Genomic DNA, 15,314 nt, shown 5'->3' on the forward strand with positions numbered 1-15,314 from the left:
CGCTATCATTTGTAAGCGCTTTTTTCTTACAATGTTTGGTAGCGAGAGGGATGAGTTCGGCCTAGACTGAATCGGACGGTTTTTTAGTGAATTGCTAGGCTTGTTGCATGATTGCAACATAGCCGGGGGGGTGGAATTGGACGAACGTGCTCGGCTACGCATCGTTATCGTTGGTGGCGGTACCGCAGGCTGGATGACCGCGGCGACGCTCGGTCTCACGACCGGTACGCCGTCCGCGGCACGGCTGGCCGACATCACGCTGGTCGAGTCCGAGGAGATCGGCACCGTCGGTGTCGGTGAGGCCACGGTGCCACACATCCGTTTCTTCAATCAAAGACTGGGTATCGACGAAGCCGATTTCGTCCGGCGTACCAAGGCGACGTTCAAGCTGGGCATCGAGTTCTGCGATTGGGGTCGGATCGGCGACAGCTACATCCATCCGTTCGGCGATTTCGGCCATGACATCGACGGACTGCCATTCCATCAGCATTGGCTCCACGCGACCCGGGGCAAGCCGGATGAGACGCCCGCGCTCGCCGCGTGCTCGCTCCCGATCGTCGCCGCGCGTGCCGGGCGGTTCACGCCGCCGCTCGACGATCCGCGATCGGTCGGGTCGACCTATTCCTATGCGTATCAGTTCGATGCCGGGCTCTATGCCGCGTATCTGCGCGACTATGCCGAAGCCCGCGGCGTCACGCGGATCGAAGGCCGCGTCGAGGACGTCGAACGGGGCCCGAGCGGTATCGCGGCGCTTCGCCTGGCGGACGGGCAGCGGATCGAGGGCGATCTGTTCGTCGACTGTTCGGGGTTCCGCGCCTTGCTGATCGAAGGCGCCCTGAAGGCGGGACACGAGGATTGGGCGCACTGGCTGCCCTGCGACGCGGCCTGGGCGGTCCCGACGGCGAACACCGGTCCTCTCGTCCCCTATACCCGCGCCACCGCGCGCGACGCCGGCTGGCAATGGCGGATCCCGCTGCAGCATCGCACCGGGAACGGTCATGTCTTCTCGACCCGCTTCACCGATCCGGACCGCGCGCGCGCGGTGCTGCTCGACACTCTCGAAGGCGAGGTGCTGGCCGAGCCGCGGATGCTGCGATTCCGCACCGGGCGTCGGCACCGCCAGTGGATCGACAATTGCGTGGCGATCGGCCTTTCCGCCGGGTTCCTCGAGCCGCTTGAATCGACCAGCATCCACCTGATCCAGCTGGCCATCGGCAAGCTGATCGAGCTGTTTCCGAACGACGCGGTGCTCGACCCTGCGGATGCCGCGGAATTCAACCGCGCGATGGCGCTGGAATATGACCGCGTCCGCGACTTTCTGGTTCTGCATTATTGCGCGACCGAGCGTGACGACACGCCGTTCTGGCGCCACATGCGGACGATGGACCTGCCCCCCTCGCTGGCCGGGAAGATCGCTGGCTTTCGCGATCGCGGCGTCGTCGAACAATATCGCGAGGGCATGTTCCTGCCCGCGAGCTGGCTCGCGGTCTATTATGGCCAGCGAATCATGCCCGAACGCATCCACCCCCTCGTCGCCGCACTGCCCGTCGCGGACGCGCGCGCGCGTGTCGCGGCGGTCGCCGACGCCTGCCGCCGCACCGCCGCGGGGATGCCATCGCATGCGGACTATCTTGCGCGGATCGGGGCTGCCGCGTGACAGCCACGGTCGCTGTGCTGGGCGCGAACCTGTGTGGCTGGATCGCCGCGGCAGCGCTGGCGCGGCGCTTGCCACGCGAGTCCTACCGCGTAGTGGTGATCGACGACGGCACCGGCGGCGATGGCCTGGGCGATTTTGCACCGGTGATCGCGGTGCCGCCAGCGCTCGCGGGCTTCCATGCCGATCTCGGTCTCGATGCGGCGACACTCGTTCGGATGACGGGCGGCGGCCATGCGCTGGGCGTCGCGTTCGGTGGCTGGCGGGCCGACGGCGCAGCGGCGTTCCTGTCTTATGGCGAGACCGGTGCTTCGCTCGAGGGCATCGCGTTTCACCAACTCGCCGGACGGCTGCGCGCGGCGGGGCACCCGGTCCGGCTGGCCGATCATGCGCTGTCCGCGGTCGCCGCACAGGCGGGCCGGTTCGCACCCGGGGCGCCGATCGCGCATGCGCTGCATCTGCCCGTCGCGCCCTATGAAGCGCTGTTGCGCGGGGCGGCGCTGCGGGCGGGGGCCGAACGCGCGTCCGCGGACTTCGTCGATGCCGAGATCGCAGCGAACGGCATCGTCGAGAGGCTGACTCTTGGGGACGGTACCGGGATCGAACCCTGGCTCGTCCTCGACTGTTCGGGAACCGACGCGCGCATCGCCAGCCGTACCAGCCCCGCGTCCGAGGACTGGTCCAGCTGGTTGCCCTGCGACCGGACGCATGCCGAGACGGTGCCCGCGCAGGGCGCCCCCCCGCCCTATACGCAGGTCGATGCGCAGGACGCGGGCTGGACGGCGACCTGGCCGCTCGACGGCGCGGATGTACGACTGACGTGCAGCGTCGGCGGCACCGGCAAGCCGTTCCACGCGGCGCGGCGCGTCGAGGCATGGCGGGGCAATTGCGTCGCGCTGGGCGCCGCTGCGGGCCTGCTCGAACCGCTGCACCCCACCGCACTGACGCTGCTGCTGCGGTCGCTCTCGCAGTTGATCCAGCTCTGGCCCGCCGGACCGCAGGCACCCGTCGAAGCCGCCGCCTTCAACCGCACCGCGGCCGGGGCGTTACAGGGCGCGCGCGACTTCCTGATCGCGCATTATGCCGTGGCCGGTTGCGCCGGCGCGCTGTGGGACGACCGCCGCGCGGCATCGCTACCGGGACCACTGGCCGCCAAACACGATCTGTTTGCGGCGCGCGGGCGGTTGCCGATGTATGACAACGAACCGTTCGAGGAAGAGGATTGGGCGGTGATGTTCGACGCGATGGGCCTCATGCCGCGCCGTTACGATGCGCGTGCGGACATAGTGCCGCTGGAGACGATCGAGCGGCATCTGGCCGAGCAGCGCGCGCGGGTCATCGCGCAGGTCCGCGCGCTTCCCCCTTATGCCCAGGCGATGGCCGCGTTGCGGACGCGCGCATGACGATCGGCGCCCCCGTCCGCCGCATCGTCATCGTCGGCGGCGGCACGGCCGGCTGGATGGCGGCGGCCGCGCTCGCACGGCTGATCCCGACCGGGGCGAGCATCACCCTGATCGAATCCGACGCGATCGGCACCGTCGGCGTCGGTGAAGCGACAATCCCGCCGATCCGCGGCTTCAACGCGATGCTGGGAATCGACGAAGCCGAATTCCTCGCCGCGACCGCGGGGAGCTTCAAGCTCGGGATCGAGTTCGTCGACTGGGGTGCGCCTGGCGAACGCTATCTGCATCCCTTTGGCGGCTTCGGTTTCGATATCGAGGGTGTGCGCTTCCACCAATATTGGCGTCGCCGCCGCGCCGCCGGGATCGTCGAGGATATCGAGGCCTATTCGCTGTGCGCGGTCGCCGCGCGCGCGGGACGGTTCATGCCCCCCTCACCCGACCCGGCGTCGGTGCTGTCGCAGATGGCGCACGCCTATCATTTCGATGCGGGGCTCTATGCACGCTTCCTGCGCGGGCGCGCCGAGCGCGACGGTGTCGTGCGCGTCGAAGGCGATGTCGTCGACGTCGCGCTCGACGGCGAGACCGGCCATGTCCGCCACGTCACGCTGGCCGGCGACCGCGTCATCGAAGGGGACCTGTTCCTCGACTGTTCGGGGTTCCGCGGCCTGCTGATCGAGCAGACGCTGGGCGCGGGCTATGAGGACTGGACGCACTGGCTTCCCTGCGATCGGGCCGTCGCGATGCCGACCGCGAACGCCGGCCCGGCGATCACCCCCTATACCCGCTCGACCGCGCGCGCGGCCGGCTGGCAATGGCGCATCCCGCTGCAGCACCGCACCGGCAACGGCTATGTCTACAGCAGCGCGCATTGTTCGGACGATGAGGCCGCGGCAACGCTGCGCGCCGGGGTCGACGGCACCCCGCTCGCCGAACCACGCCTGCTGCGCTTTACCGCGGGACGGCGGCGCAAGCAGTGGATCGGCAACGTCGTCGCGTTGGGCCTTGCCTCCGGTTTTACCGAACCGCTCGAATCGACCAGCATCCACATGGTCCAGACCGGCATCTCGAAACTGCTCGCCCTGTTTCCCGACCAGGGCTTCTCGCCGGTCGAGATCGACACCTATAATCGGCTGGCAGCGACTCAGTTCGACCAGGTCCGCGACTTCCTCATCCTCCATTACCATGCGACGAGCCGCGAGGATTCGCCGTTCTGGCGCGAGACGCGTGCGCGGGCGATCCCCGACAGCCTGAGCGAGAAACTCGCCTTGTGGCGTCGCCGCGGACGGCTGTTCCGCTGGGAGGACGATCTGTTCGCGGAGGCGAGCTGGGTCGCGGTGCTGCTGGGCCAGGGCATCGTTCCCGACGGGTGGGACCGGCTGGCCGATGCGGTCGACGCGCGCGAGGTCGATGCACGGTTCGACCGGCTGCGCGCGATGTTTGCCGATGCCGCATCGCGAATGCCCCGGCACGAGGACTATCTCGCCCGCACCTGCCCGACGCGGGTTCGCGCATGACCGCCGCGCTCCGATCGGTCGTGATCGTTGGCGGTGGTACCGCGGGCTGGATGGCTGCGGTCGCGTTCGGCCGCCTGCTGGGCCCGGCCGGGACGCGCGTGACGCTCGTGGAATCGGACGACATCGCCACGATCGGCGTCGGCGAGGCAACGATCCCGCCGATCCGCACCTTTCACGCGATGCTCGGGATCGACGAGGACGCCTTCCTCCGCGCGACCGGCGGCAGTTACAAGCTCGGGATCCGCTTCGAAGGCTGGACGCGCCCGGGCGAATCCTACGTCCATCCGTTCGGCCAGATCGGGACCGACATCGCCGGGGTGCCGTTCGCCGCACAGTGGCTGCGCGCGCGCCAGGCGGGGGCCGCCGACGCGCTCGGCGCCTATTCGCTCGAAGCCCGCGCCGCCGAAGCCGGCCGCTTCTCGCGCCCGATCGCGAACGGTGATTCACCGCTGTCGCGGATCGGCTACGCCTATCATTTCGACGCAGGCCGCTACGCCGCGTTCCTGCGCGCGCAGGCCGAAGCGCACGGCGTCGTCCGCCGCGAGGGCCGGGTCGACCGCGTCGAGCGTGGCCCCGCCGGAATTGCCGCGGTCCATCTCGCTGATGGCAGCCGTATCGAGGGCGACCTGTTCCTCGACTGCACCGGGTTTCGCGCGCTGCTGATCGAGGGCGCGCTGCAGGCCGGCTGGACCGACTGGGCACAGTGGCTGCCGTGCGATCGTGCGGTCGCGGTCCCATCGGCCGCCGACGCCGCGCCGCTCGCGCTTACGCGCGCGATCGCGGAACCCGCCGGCTGGCGCTGGCGTATCCCGCTGCAGCATCGCACCGGCAACGGGCATGTTTTTTCCAGCCGCCACTGCAGCGAGGACGAAGCGACCGCGACGCTGCTCGCAGGGCTGCACGGTGAGGCACTGGCCGACCCGCGCGTGATCCGCTTCGCCACCGGGCACCGCACCCGGTTCTGGAGCGGGAACTGCATCGCGCTCGGCCTCGCGGCGGGGTTCATGGAGCCACTGGAATCGACCAGCATTCATCTGATGCAGAGCGGGCTTCAGCATCTGTTGCGAATGCTTCCGGCGGGCGGTCCCCCTGCCCCGGCGATCGTCGACCGGTACAACCGCACGATGACCGGCGAGTTCGTCCGGATCCGCGATTTCCTCGTCGCGCATTACCACCTCAATGCCCGTACCGAACCCTTCTGGCGCGAGCGTGCGGCGGCGCCGATCCCGGATGGCCTCGCCGAAAAGCTCGCGCTGTTCCGCGCCGGCGGACGCATTTTCCGTGAAGCGGACGAGCTGTTCAACGAGGTCAGCTGGCTTGCTCTGCTGACCGGGCAGGACGCATCGGTGATCGGCCATGACCCGATCTGCGACGCGCTGCCGCTCATGGCCGCGGCGAACCGGCTCGCAGTAATCGAGCGCGTCGTCGCCACCTCGCTGACGCACATGCCCCCCCATGCCGACGCGCTGGCACGGTTGGGCCAGGACAGGACAATCTGATGCCCATCGCCCTCTTCCTTGCCGCGGCCGTCATCAACCTCAACCAGCTCGGCTTCCGCCCCGAAGACCCCAAGCTTGCGATCGTCGCCGATCACGCGACGCGGCCGCTCGACTGGGTCGTGGTCGACGACGCCGGCAAGACTGTGCTGGCGGGACGCACCAGCGTCGGCGGTGACGACGCTGCGTCGGGCGATCATGTCCATGTCGCGCGCTTCACCGCGCTCACCCGCCCGGGCAACTACCAGCTGCGCGTTGACGGGACCGAAAGCGGCCGTTTCCGCGTCGGCCGCGACGTCTACGCCCCACTCGCGCTGAACGCGCTCAACTTCTTCTACCAGCAGCGCGCCGGCACGCCGATCGACGCGCGCTGGGCAGGCAAGCGCTGGGCGCGCGCGGCCGGACACCCGCGCGAGGTCGCCGCGTGTTTTTCGGGAGCGGACGAGAAGGGCAATGTCTGGTCCGGCTGTCCCTATACGCTCGACGTCACCGGCGGCTGGTACGACGCGGGCGACCACGGCAAATATGTCGTCAACGGCGGCATCGCGGTGTGGACGCTGCAGAATCTCTACGAGACCGGGCTTGCGCGTCGCGTGTTCGCCGACGGTCAGGCGCGACTGCCGGAAGCCGGCAACCGCCGCGACGACCTGCTCGACGAAGCGCGGTGGGAGGTCGAGTGGATGCTGCGGATGCAGGTCCCCGCGGGCACCCGCGTCGCACTCCCCGTCGGCCCGCATGATCGCTCGGGCAGGCTCGCACTTACGCCGGTCGACGCGGGCGGCATGGCACATCACAAGGTTGCCGACGCGCGCTGGACGACATTGCCGACCGCACCGGCCGACGACAAGGAACCGCGGCTCCTCTACCCGCCCTCGACCGCGGCAACGCTGAATCTTGCCGCGGTTGCAGCGCAGGCCGCGCGGCTGTGGCGGCCGATCGATCCCGCCTTCGCGGCACGGTGCCTTGCCGCCGCGCGCGCCGCCTGGACCGCGGCGCAGCGCAACCCCGCGATCTTCGCGGCGCAGGGCTTCACCGGCAGCGGCGGCTATGGCGACGAGACGCTCGACGACGAACGCGCCTGGGCTGCGGTCGAGCTGTTCGCGACGACCGGCGATGCCGCTTACCGCGCGGCGCTGCCGACCGGCGCGACCGGTGAACCCGGCTGGGCCAGCGTTGCACCACTCGGCATGATCACGCTTGCGACCGCAAGCGGCGTTCCCGTGACGATCCGCGATGGCGCACGTGCGGCGATCGTCGCGGCCGCCGACGGCTTCCTCGCCGAAACCGCGCGCACCGGTTACCGCATCCCCTACGCGTCGCAGACCTATAACTGGGGGTCGAATTCCAGCATTCTCAACCGCGCGATGCTGCTTGGCCTCGCACAGCGTTTCACCGGCGAAGCGCGCTACCGCGGCGGCGTCGTCGATGCCGCCGATTATATCCTCGGCCGCAATCCGCTGGGCCAATCCTATGTCTCGGGAACCGGGTGGAAGCCGCTGACCAACCCGCATCACCGCTTCTGGGCGCATCAGCTGTCGGCATCCGCGCCACCGCCGCCGCCGGGGGTGGTATCGGGCGGCCCCAACAGCAGCGCGATGGTCGATCCGGTCGCCATGACACTGAAGGGCCGGTGCGCGCCGCAACGCTGCTGGGCGGACGACATCAACGCCTATGCGCTGAACGAGGTGGCGATCAACTGGAACGCGCCGCTCGTCTGGGTCGCCGCCTATCTCGACAGCGACTGACGCTCAGCGGCGCTGGAGCGATTTCAGCAGATAGCCGCGGATCCGCTCGGTCCGGTCCTGGCTGGCCGGCCCCAGCACGCCGCGCGCGGGCGCGGGCAGATGATCGCCCGCCGCACTCGCCTCGTCCGCGAAGACATAATGCTCGAACCACGCGCGCCAGCCGGCCTTCTCCGCCGCGGGCAGGTCGCGTACCGCCATCATCGCGTGCACCACCGCATGGAACGCCGACACGCTCGAATCATAGGCGCGCCAATAGTTGCACAGCACGTTGAGCGTCCCGAACGCCTGGACGTGGTGCCACCAGATCGCCGGGATGAAGATCGCGTCGCCCGGCCCAAGATCGGCCACCACCGCGTGGCCGAGCGCCTCGGCATAGCGCGGATACCGCTCCAGATCGGGCGCAAGCGGATCGACCATGCTCGAAGGCGGCCCCGCCAGCGTCCGGTCGAGCGGCCCCAGATAGAGATTGCCGACCTGATCGGGGGGAAACAGCGTGAACCGCCGCTCGCCAGCGACCACGCAGGCGAGATTGGTCGACCCGTCATAATGCGTCGCGGTCTGCGATCCGTTGCCGATCCACAGCCGCGGCGTCGCCCCGCCCATCGGCAGTTCGAGCGGGTTCGCCGCCGCCCATCCCGGCAGATGCTCGGGCGCGGTCGCCGCGTTCGCATAGAGGATATGCCGCTCGGCTTCGGGGACGTCCGACAGGCGCAGCAATTCGCTCAGCAACACGCCGAGCGGCGCCTTTTCGCGGTGGAAGTTGAACCCTTCCAGATTATCGCCGCGATAGAAGAATTTGCCACCGAACGCCGGGCCGCCGATCAGCACCTCCATCGGCTTGCCGCCATCGCCGAGCCCGGTCAGATACGCCGCCGTCGCGCGATCGCCACCCGCCGCAGCCCGGACGCTGGCCCAGTGCGCGACCTGACCGCGTAGCACGATCGGCACGTCGCGCACCGCGATCTCGGCGGCAAAGGTGGCGGCGTCGACCGCGGCACGTTCCTCGACACGGGCATCGGTGGGGGCAGGATGCGATATCGTCATCCCGCTGCGATAGCAGGATAATGCGCCGCGCCCTATTGCGTTTGCCGGCCCGACGAACCGGCCGTCCGTCGATCAGGAGCGTCGGGCCCATCCCGCGACGCGCGCGTCGATCACCGCCGCGATCCGGTCGGCAATCACGGTCTGATCCGCGAGCGAGGGGTGCGAGTGGCACCCGCTGAAGGAAAGGCCGTTGATCGGAACATAGGTGAGCCACGGCGCACCGGATCTGCGCAAGGTCGCGGCAACCTTGGCCACCTCCGCCTGGATCTCGCCATTGGCCATGTCCGTGGCCCACAGCACGATCTGCGCGCGTGGATCGCGCGCGTGGAGCGCTTGCACGAAGCGCACATAGCGTCGTTCGTAATCGCCGTGGAGGGCGTCGCGGCTCACCCATGTTTCGCCGGCGTGAAGCGGTGTGGTGAAATCGTTGGTGCCTAGCGAGACAACGATCACCTGCGGATGCCAGCCGGGCACGTTGGCACGGGATCGATGATCGAACAGGGTGAAGGGATAGGCTTCGGGCAGCGTGTCGGCCGCGAACCCGCCATAGTTGCGCACCACCCCGCGCCCGGAAATCGCATTCACTTCGTAATCCGCGCCGTAGCGGCGGGCGAGCAGCGCGCCAAAGCCGCGCGACGTATCTGTCGTCGCCCAGACCTCGTCCTGGGTACATTCGCGTTTGGGCGACGTCACACCATAGCCGACGCTATGCGAGTCGCCGACGAACTCGATCTGCCGCGTGCGCTGCGGCAACCTCGTTCCGACCGTCCCCCGCTCGGCAAAGAACGGCCCGATGCCGGTCGGACCGGACTGGCTTTCCGAAGCGACCTCGATGCGCAACGCGTGCCGGCCGGCGGGCATCCCGGCGACGCGGTACAGGCCCGGAACCGGCTTGACGAGCGTCGTGATCCTGCGCCCATCGACGACCACGTGAAGTGCCACCTCGCCCGGCCCCACGTCGAACGATACCGCCGAGCCCCGAAACGCCGTCTCGGCATAACTGCCCGGCCATTGGCGGACAAAGCCGGCGCCTTTCCGCTCGAAACGGCCGTGCATTGTGGCCGGCAACGGCGTCAGCGCGACAGGCCTCTGTGTCATTCGCTCGACGCGAGGCTGTGCGGCAGCCTCGACCGCCGCCGCGAGGATCATCAACCCGGCCGCCATCCCTGCCATCCGACCATGCTTCGCCATTCAAGAACCTCCTACCGCTCTTGCACCTCCTATCCCTTTCGCGACGACCCGGCGACCGGCGTGGTGGACGCGACCGTCGACCTGCGGCCGCTGTTTGCCTGGATCGGGGCGACCGGTCCCGAACCCGCCACCAAGGGCATCGCATGAGACGAAAAGAGCTGTTGGTCGTTCGTGAGGGGAAACTGTGGCGGATCTTGCTTGAGGTCCGATTTCGACGGAGGGATGACATGGGTAGAATGATCGACGGTGCGTGGCACGCGGGCAAGGTGACGGAGGACAGCAAGGGCGGCGCGTTCGAACGGCAGGATGCGGGCTTTCGCGACTGGCTGACCCCGGTGGGGCGCCCCGGCCAGGACGGACAGCCCGGCCATCCGGCGACGCCCGGTCGGTATCACCTCTATGTCAGCTATGCCTGCCCCTGGGCACACCGGACGCTGATCGTGCGCGCGCTGCACGGACTGGAGGATGCGATCGGCGTCTCGGTGGTCGATCCTGTCATGTTGGACAATGGCTGGACCTTCGGCACGAGCCGCGGCGGCAGTGGCGATCCGCTGCACGACGCCGAGTTCCTGTGGCAGTTGTACGCCCGCGCCAGGCCGGACTATTCCGGCAAGGTCACCGTACCCGTCCTGTGGGATCGCGAGACCGACTCGATCGTGTCGAACGAATCGGCGGACATCATCCGGATGCTCGCGGCGTTCGCCGGATCCGGACCGGACCTCTATCCTCAAGCCCAGCGCCAGCAGATCGATGAGGTCAACGACCGTGTCTACGACACGGTGAACAACGGCGTATACAAGGCCGGCTTCGCCACGACGCAGGACGCGTACGAGGCGGCGGTGCGCCCGCTGTTCGAATCGCTCGACTGGCTGGAAGAGAGGCTGTCCGGCAGCGACTGGCTGGTGGGCGAGGCGATGACGGAGGCCGATATCCGGCTCTTCACCACGCTGGTCCGCTTCGATGCGGTCTATCACTTCCATTTCAAGTGCAACGTGCGCCGCATCTCCGACTATCCGGCGTTGGACGCTTACGTCGCACGGATGCTGGCAGATTCGCGCATCGCCGCGACGGTGCATCTCGATCACATCAAGACGCATTACTACGCCAGCCACCGCGACCTCAACCCTTGCGGAATCGTGCCCGTCGGTCCTGCCCTCCCTTGGGCTCACCTCACCGCGGGAGGCGATCAGGCACTCACCTGACCAGCCGATTGGCAGCAGGGATATGTTGGCGATTAAATGCTCGAAGCCCGCGGCGACGAAGATGGCGACCGGGCCGATGATCACGGCGACCTTGCCCGTCAGCGTTCTGGCGAACATCGCCATACACACGGCCAGGCAGACCAGCATGTTCGCCAGGACACCCGATGTCAGCGTCGCGAGCGCAGGCTCGTCGAGCTTCGAATCCATCGTCGCGGCTGCAGCGTCGCCGATCGTTCATGCCGCGTCGGATCGACACCTATTCCGATGCGATGGGCTGGACAGCATTCGCTGCCTGATCTCGTGTTACGATTGCGTGTCCTCGGCGGGGGAACCTGGGCAGACACCGGCATCCCGTTCGGGCGGGCTCTCAGTCGCCGCATGATCAGCGCTCTTTGCGCGAGCGTCCGAGAGTTATACCGTCAAGCCTCTTCGGCTCGCATCACCGGTCGTGCGCTGCGCGAAGACGATGCCCGCCAAGAACGACCGCTTTTCCATGGGCCAGGGCCAGTTCGATATGAACATTCTTGCTGCGGTCATCGATTGCCTGGCTCGCACGCCTTCGTTCTTGCTCAGCCCGGTCGCGATGATAGGCAACTCTTCCAGTCTCAGTCATCGACCCCTCGTCTCAATCCCACGATATATTCGTTAACCAACATACGTGAGAGGCATGCCGAGGTTCCCTGTCATCGGATCTTTCAGTGATCGCAGCGGTCGCGATGCAGGAATTTCAGATCACGGAGTTATCGCCGAGGAACGGGAAAGAGCATGAGTCGCTGCGGGTGCCACAACCGGTCGGTTTTGACAGTTTAAGAACGACCGACGTTGAGCTTGGCGGTGACGATGCTACAGCACAGTGATCCGCTAAACCTTTGGAGTCCGATGACCGATCTGCCCGCGCACGAGAAGCAGAGACTGGCTGCCCTCGCAGAATATGACCTGCTGGACACTCCGCGCGAGGCGGCGTTTGACGAGATCGCCGAAATGGTGGCGGCGATCTGCGAGGCGCCAATCGCGATCGTGAATCTGATCGGGGACGGCCGCCAGTTCTTCAAGGCGGAAGTCGGGCTTGGCGTTCGTGAGACGCCGTTGGAGACGTCTTTCTGCGGGCGTGCAATCCTCGAGGATGAATTCCTGCTCGTCCCCGATGCGACAGACGACCCACGCTTCGACTGCAATCCCCTGGTCACGGGTGAGCCGCATCTGCGCTTCTATGCTGGCGCCCTGTTGAAGTCCCCTGATGGCTTTCCGATCGGCACGCTCTGCGTTCTGGACTATCGCCCCCGCGAGCTGAGCGAGGTTCAGAAGCAGACGATCCGCGTCATGGCGCGACAGGTCATGGTGCAGTTTGAGCAGCGTGTTGCAACGGGACGCCTGATTGCAGCCGAAGCGCGCCAGCGGGCGATCGTCGATAGCGCACAGGACTTCGCCATCGTAGCCTGCGATCTCGAAGGCCGTATCATCGAATGGAGCTATGGCGCGGAACGGGTGCTGGGCTGGTCGGAAGACGAGGTGATCGGTCAAAGCGTCTTCCTGTTTTTCACGGATGAAGACCGCGCGGCCGGGGTGCCGGTGCAGGAGATGGCCTGCGCCCGTGAGACAGGGCGGGCCACTGATGAGCGTTGGCACGTGCGCAAGGGGGACAAGCCTTTTTGGGCCAGCGGTGAGTTATCCCTGCTCCGGGATTCGGCCGGCCGCCATACCGGTTACGTCAAGGTTCTGCGTGATCGTACCGAAGAGCATCTTGCCGGCGAAGCGCTCCGGAAAGCGCAGCAGCGCTTCCAGACAATCTTCGACACGGTCGATGCGGCTTTCGCCATCGTCGAGGTCAAGTTCGACGAGGATGACAAAGCCGTCGATTACCGGTTTGTCGAAGCCAACCCCGCCTTTGAACGCCAGTCCGGAGTCAACTTGCGCGGCAAGTGGGTCACGGAATTCGCGCCTGACCTGGAGCAGTTCTGGTTCGAGACATACGGGCATGTTGCCAAGACCGGTGAAGCAACCAATTTCGAGAATTATGCCGAGGCATTTCAACGCTGGTTCGACGTACGGGCAGTAAGGGTTGGCGATCCCGCAGATCGACAGATCGCAATTATTTTCAACGACGTGACCGCCCGCCGAGAAGCGGAGGAACGCCTGCGTGTCAGTGAATCCGTCGCACGTCAGACCGTCGAGCGGGTGAAACTCGCGCTGGAAGCCGGCGCCATCATCGGCACCTGGCACTGGGACCTGCCGAGCGATCAGTTCACCGTAGACGAGGCATTCGCGCGTGCCTTCGGCCTTGATCCGGCGCTCGGTCGATCCGGCATCCCGCTCGCGCAGATTACAGCAACGGTGCATCCCGACGATCAGGCAGGGCTGACGGAGGCCATCAACGCGGTAATCGCCCGCAGTGGATCCTATGCGCATCAATACCGGGTCCGCCGGGCTGACGGTCGATATTACTGGATCGAGGCGAACGGTCGGGTTGACCATGCACCCGACGGAACGCCGCTGAGCTTTCCCGGCGTCCTGATCGACGTCGAGGAGCGGCGGAGCATCGCAGCGGAGCGCGACCGTGCTGTCGCCGATCTGCGCGCGCTCGCCGAAACGCTCGAGCAGCGCGTTGCCGAGCGAACCGCCGACCTCGGCCAGGCCGAGGACGCGTTGCGCCAATCGCAGAAGGTGGAGGCGATCGGGCAACTCACCGGTGGGGTGGCGCACGACTTCAACAATCTGCTGACGGTCATCCGGGGTTCTATCGACCTATTGCGCCGCCCCGGTCTCTCCGACGAACGCCGGCAGCGCTATATCGACGCGATCTCCGACACCGCCGAACGCGCGACCAAACTGACCAACCAGCTGCTCGCATTCGCGCGCCGCCAGTCGCTCAAGCCCGAAGTCTTCGATGTCTCGGAAAGCGTGCGGACGGTCAGCGACATGGTGCGGACGCTGACGGGCGCACGCATCAAGGTATCGCATCGGCTGCCGACGGAGCCTTGCTACATCGACGCGGACCGCAGCCAGTTCGACACCGCGATCGTCAACATGGCGGTCAATGCTCGCGATGCCATGAACGGCGCGGGCGAGTTGTCCATCGTGGTTGCGGCAGCCTCCGGCATGCCCGCCATACGGTCCCATCCGGCCACGCCGGGCGAGTTCGTGACGGTCTCCTTGACCGACAGCGGTCCCGGCATTCCAGCCGACAACATTGAACGGATCTTCGAACCGTTCTTCACCACCAAGGGGGTAGGCGAAGGGACAGGCCTTGGCCTCAGCCAGGTCTTCGGTTTCACAAAGCAGTCCGGCGGGGGCGTCGTCGTCACAAGCGACGAAGGCGAAGGCGCAACATTCACCATGTTCCTGCCCCGGGTCGACGGGCTGGACGGCGGAGCGGCCGAAGAAGGCGACAACTCCCTGCCGCTCGGCGAAGGCGCCTGTGTGCTGGTCGTCGAGGACAATGCCGAGGTTGGCATGTTCGCGACCGAGGCGTTGGGAGAGTTGGGCTATCATACGGTCTTGGCGATGGACGCCTCCAAGGCACTCGCCGAACTGGCGACAGATGCGGACAGGTTCGACATCGTCTTCTCCGACGTGATGATGCCGGGCATGTCCGGTATCGAGCTGGGTCAGGAGATCGGCCGCCTTTATCCTAAGCTTCCGGTCGTGTTGACCAGCGGGTACAGCGAGGTTCTGGCGCAAAGCGGTACGCACGGGTTCGAACTGGTGCATAAGCCCTATTCGATCGACACATTGTCGCGAGCTCTTAAAAAGGTGTCACGCCGTCGATGAAGCGTAAGCGGTGTCACAACCGGTCGAGACCGTTGAAAAAGGCCTGCGCGAAATCGGCGTGGCGGATGGCTGGTGACGCCGGACACCGGAGGATGCGCCGCGTTATCAGGCTGGCGCGGCCTGCCGGGCGAGCAGCTGAAGGTTGTATGCCGCGGCGGCCATGGTGAACTCCTCTGCGGCTCCTGACAGGCCCCGCAGCTTGAGCGTTCGTAGCCCCAGGTTGCGTTTCAGGTGGCCGAACACGCGCTCGANCGCGGGGGTATCGCATCAGCGGGGGCACCGCTGCGCTGTTGGGAT

The 15,314-nt window shown here is 67.0% G+C and carries 10 protein-coding genes and 1 pseudogene; 7 read left to right on the plus strand and 4 right to left on the minus strand.

Annotation, left to right across the window (positions count from 1 at the left end; translation table 11 throughout):
* Positions 1–130 precede the first annotated feature (130 nt).
* Genes GV027_RS06455 through GV027_RS06475 form a run of 5 tightly spaced genes read left to right on the plus strand, consistent with a single transcriptional unit; the run spans position 131 to position 7,812 of the window.
* Positions 131–1,657, plus strand: coding sequence for a tryptophan halogenase family protein (locus tag GV027_RS06455; RefSeq protein WP_443029521.1), 1,527 nt, complete (start codon positions 131–133; stop codon positions 1,655–1,657).
* A complete protein-coding gene (locus GV027_RS06460) occupies positions 1,654–3,057 on the plus strand; it encodes a tryptophan 7-halogenase (protein WP_159511328.1) in 1,404 nt (467 codons plus the stop codon). Before GV027_RS06455 ends, GV027_RS06460 begins: the two co-directional genes overlap by 4 nt.
* Positions 3,054–4,571: a tryptophan halogenase family protein gene (locus tag GV027_RS06465; RefSeq protein WP_159511329.1), complete on the plus strand. Its 1,518-nt coding sequence runs from the start codon at positions 3,054–3,056 to the stop codon at positions 4,569–4,571. The genes GV027_RS06460 and GV027_RS06465 overlap by 4 nt, the downstream gene beginning before the upstream one ends.
* Entirely contained in the window at positions 4,568–6,070 is a 1,503-nt protein-coding gene (locus GV027_RS06470) for a tryptophan halogenase family protein (protein WP_159511330.1), read from the plus strand. The genes GV027_RS06465 and GV027_RS06470 overlap by 4 nt, the downstream gene beginning before the upstream one ends.
* Entirely contained in the window at positions 6,070–7,812 is a 1,743-nt protein-coding gene (locus GV027_RS06475) for a glycoside hydrolase family 9 protein (RefSeq protein ID WP_159511331.1), read from the plus strand. Before GV027_RS06470 ends, GV027_RS06475 begins: the two co-directional genes overlap by 1 nt.
* A gap of 3 nt (positions 7,813–7,815) precedes the next feature.
* Here GV027_RS06475 and GV027_RS06480 read toward each other — a convergent pair whose 3' ends face one another.
* Complete coding sequence (locus tag GV027_RS06480; protein ID WP_159511332.1) at positions 7,816–8,856, minus strand: cupin-like domain-containing protein; 1,041 nt, start codon at positions 8,854–8,856, stop codon at positions 7,816–7,818.
* Positions 8,857–8,928: 72 nt separating this feature from the next.
* A complete protein-coding gene (locus GV027_RS06485; protein WP_236559070.1) occupies positions 8,929–10,047 on the minus strand; it encodes an SGNH/GDSL hydrolase family protein in 1,119 nt (372 codons plus the stop codon).
* A 227-nt stretch (positions 10,048–10,274) separates the two neighbouring features.
* Between GV027_RS06485 and GV027_RS06495 the strand changes: the two genes are divergently transcribed.
* On the plus strand, positions 10,275–11,249 hold the full coding sequence (locus tag GV027_RS06495; protein WP_159511334.1) for a glutathione S-transferase family protein: 975 nt from the start codon (positions 10,275–10,277) through the stop codon (positions 11,247–11,249).
* 12 nt (positions 11,250–11,261) lie between these two features.
* On the opposite strand, the pseudogene GV027_RS06500 reads toward GV027_RS06495, so the two are convergent.
* Positions 11,262–11,480: pseudogene (locus tag GV027_RS06500) on the minus strand (formate/nitrite transporter family protein); the annotation flags it as partial.
* 648 nt (positions 11,481–12,128) lie between these two features.
* Here GV027_RS06500 and GV027_RS06505 point away from each other — a divergent pair.
* Positions 12,129–15,017, plus strand: a complete 2,889-nt coding sequence (locus tag GV027_RS06505) for a PAS domain S-box protein (protein WP_159511335.1) — start codon at positions 12,129–12,131, stop codon at positions 15,015–15,017.
* A 105-nt stretch (positions 15,018–15,122) separates the two neighbouring features.
* On the opposite strand, the gene GV027_RS06510 is transcribed toward GV027_RS06505, so the two are convergent.
* Positions 15,123–15,268 (minus strand): transposase (locus GV027_RS06510; protein WP_159512771.1); only part of this gene is annotated, 146 nt, incomplete at its 5' end.
* Positions 15,269–15,314 lie beyond the last annotated feature (46 nt).

The sequence above is a fragment of the Sphingomonas sp. T1 genome (assembly GCF_902506585.1).
Taxonomy (GTDB): Bacteria; Pseudomonadota; Alphaproteobacteria; order Sphingomonadales; family Sphingomonadaceae; genus Sphingomonas; species Sphingomonas aerolata.

Coding starts and splice junctions, on each gene's coding strand:
- GV027_RS06505 (WP_159511335.1), top strand. CDS start 12,129: ATGACCGATCTGCCCGCGCACGAGAAGCAGAGACTGGCTGCCCTCGCA.
- GV027_RS06495 (WP_159511334.1), top strand. CDS start 10,275: ATGGGTAGAATGATCGACGGTGCGTGGCACGCGGGCAAGGTGACGGAG.
- GV027_RS06465 (WP_159511329.1), top strand. CDS start 3,054: ATGACGATCGGCGCCCCCGTCCGCCGCATCGTCATCGTCGGCGGCGGC.
- GV027_RS06475 (WP_159511331.1), top strand. CDS start 6,070: ATGCCCATCGCCCTCTTCCTTGCCGCGGCCGTCATCAACCTCAACCAG.
- GV027_RS06480 (WP_159511332.1), bottom strand. CDS start 8,856: ATGACGATATCGCATCCTGCCCCCACCGATGCCCGTGTCGAGGAACGT.
- GV027_RS06470 (WP_159511330.1), top strand. CDS start 4,568: ATGACCGCCGCGCTCCGATCGGTCGTGATCGTTGGCGGTGGTACCGCG.
- GV027_RS06485 (WP_236559070.1), bottom strand. CDS start 10,047: ATGGCGAAGCATGGTCGGATGGCAGGGATGGCGGCCGGGTTGATGATC.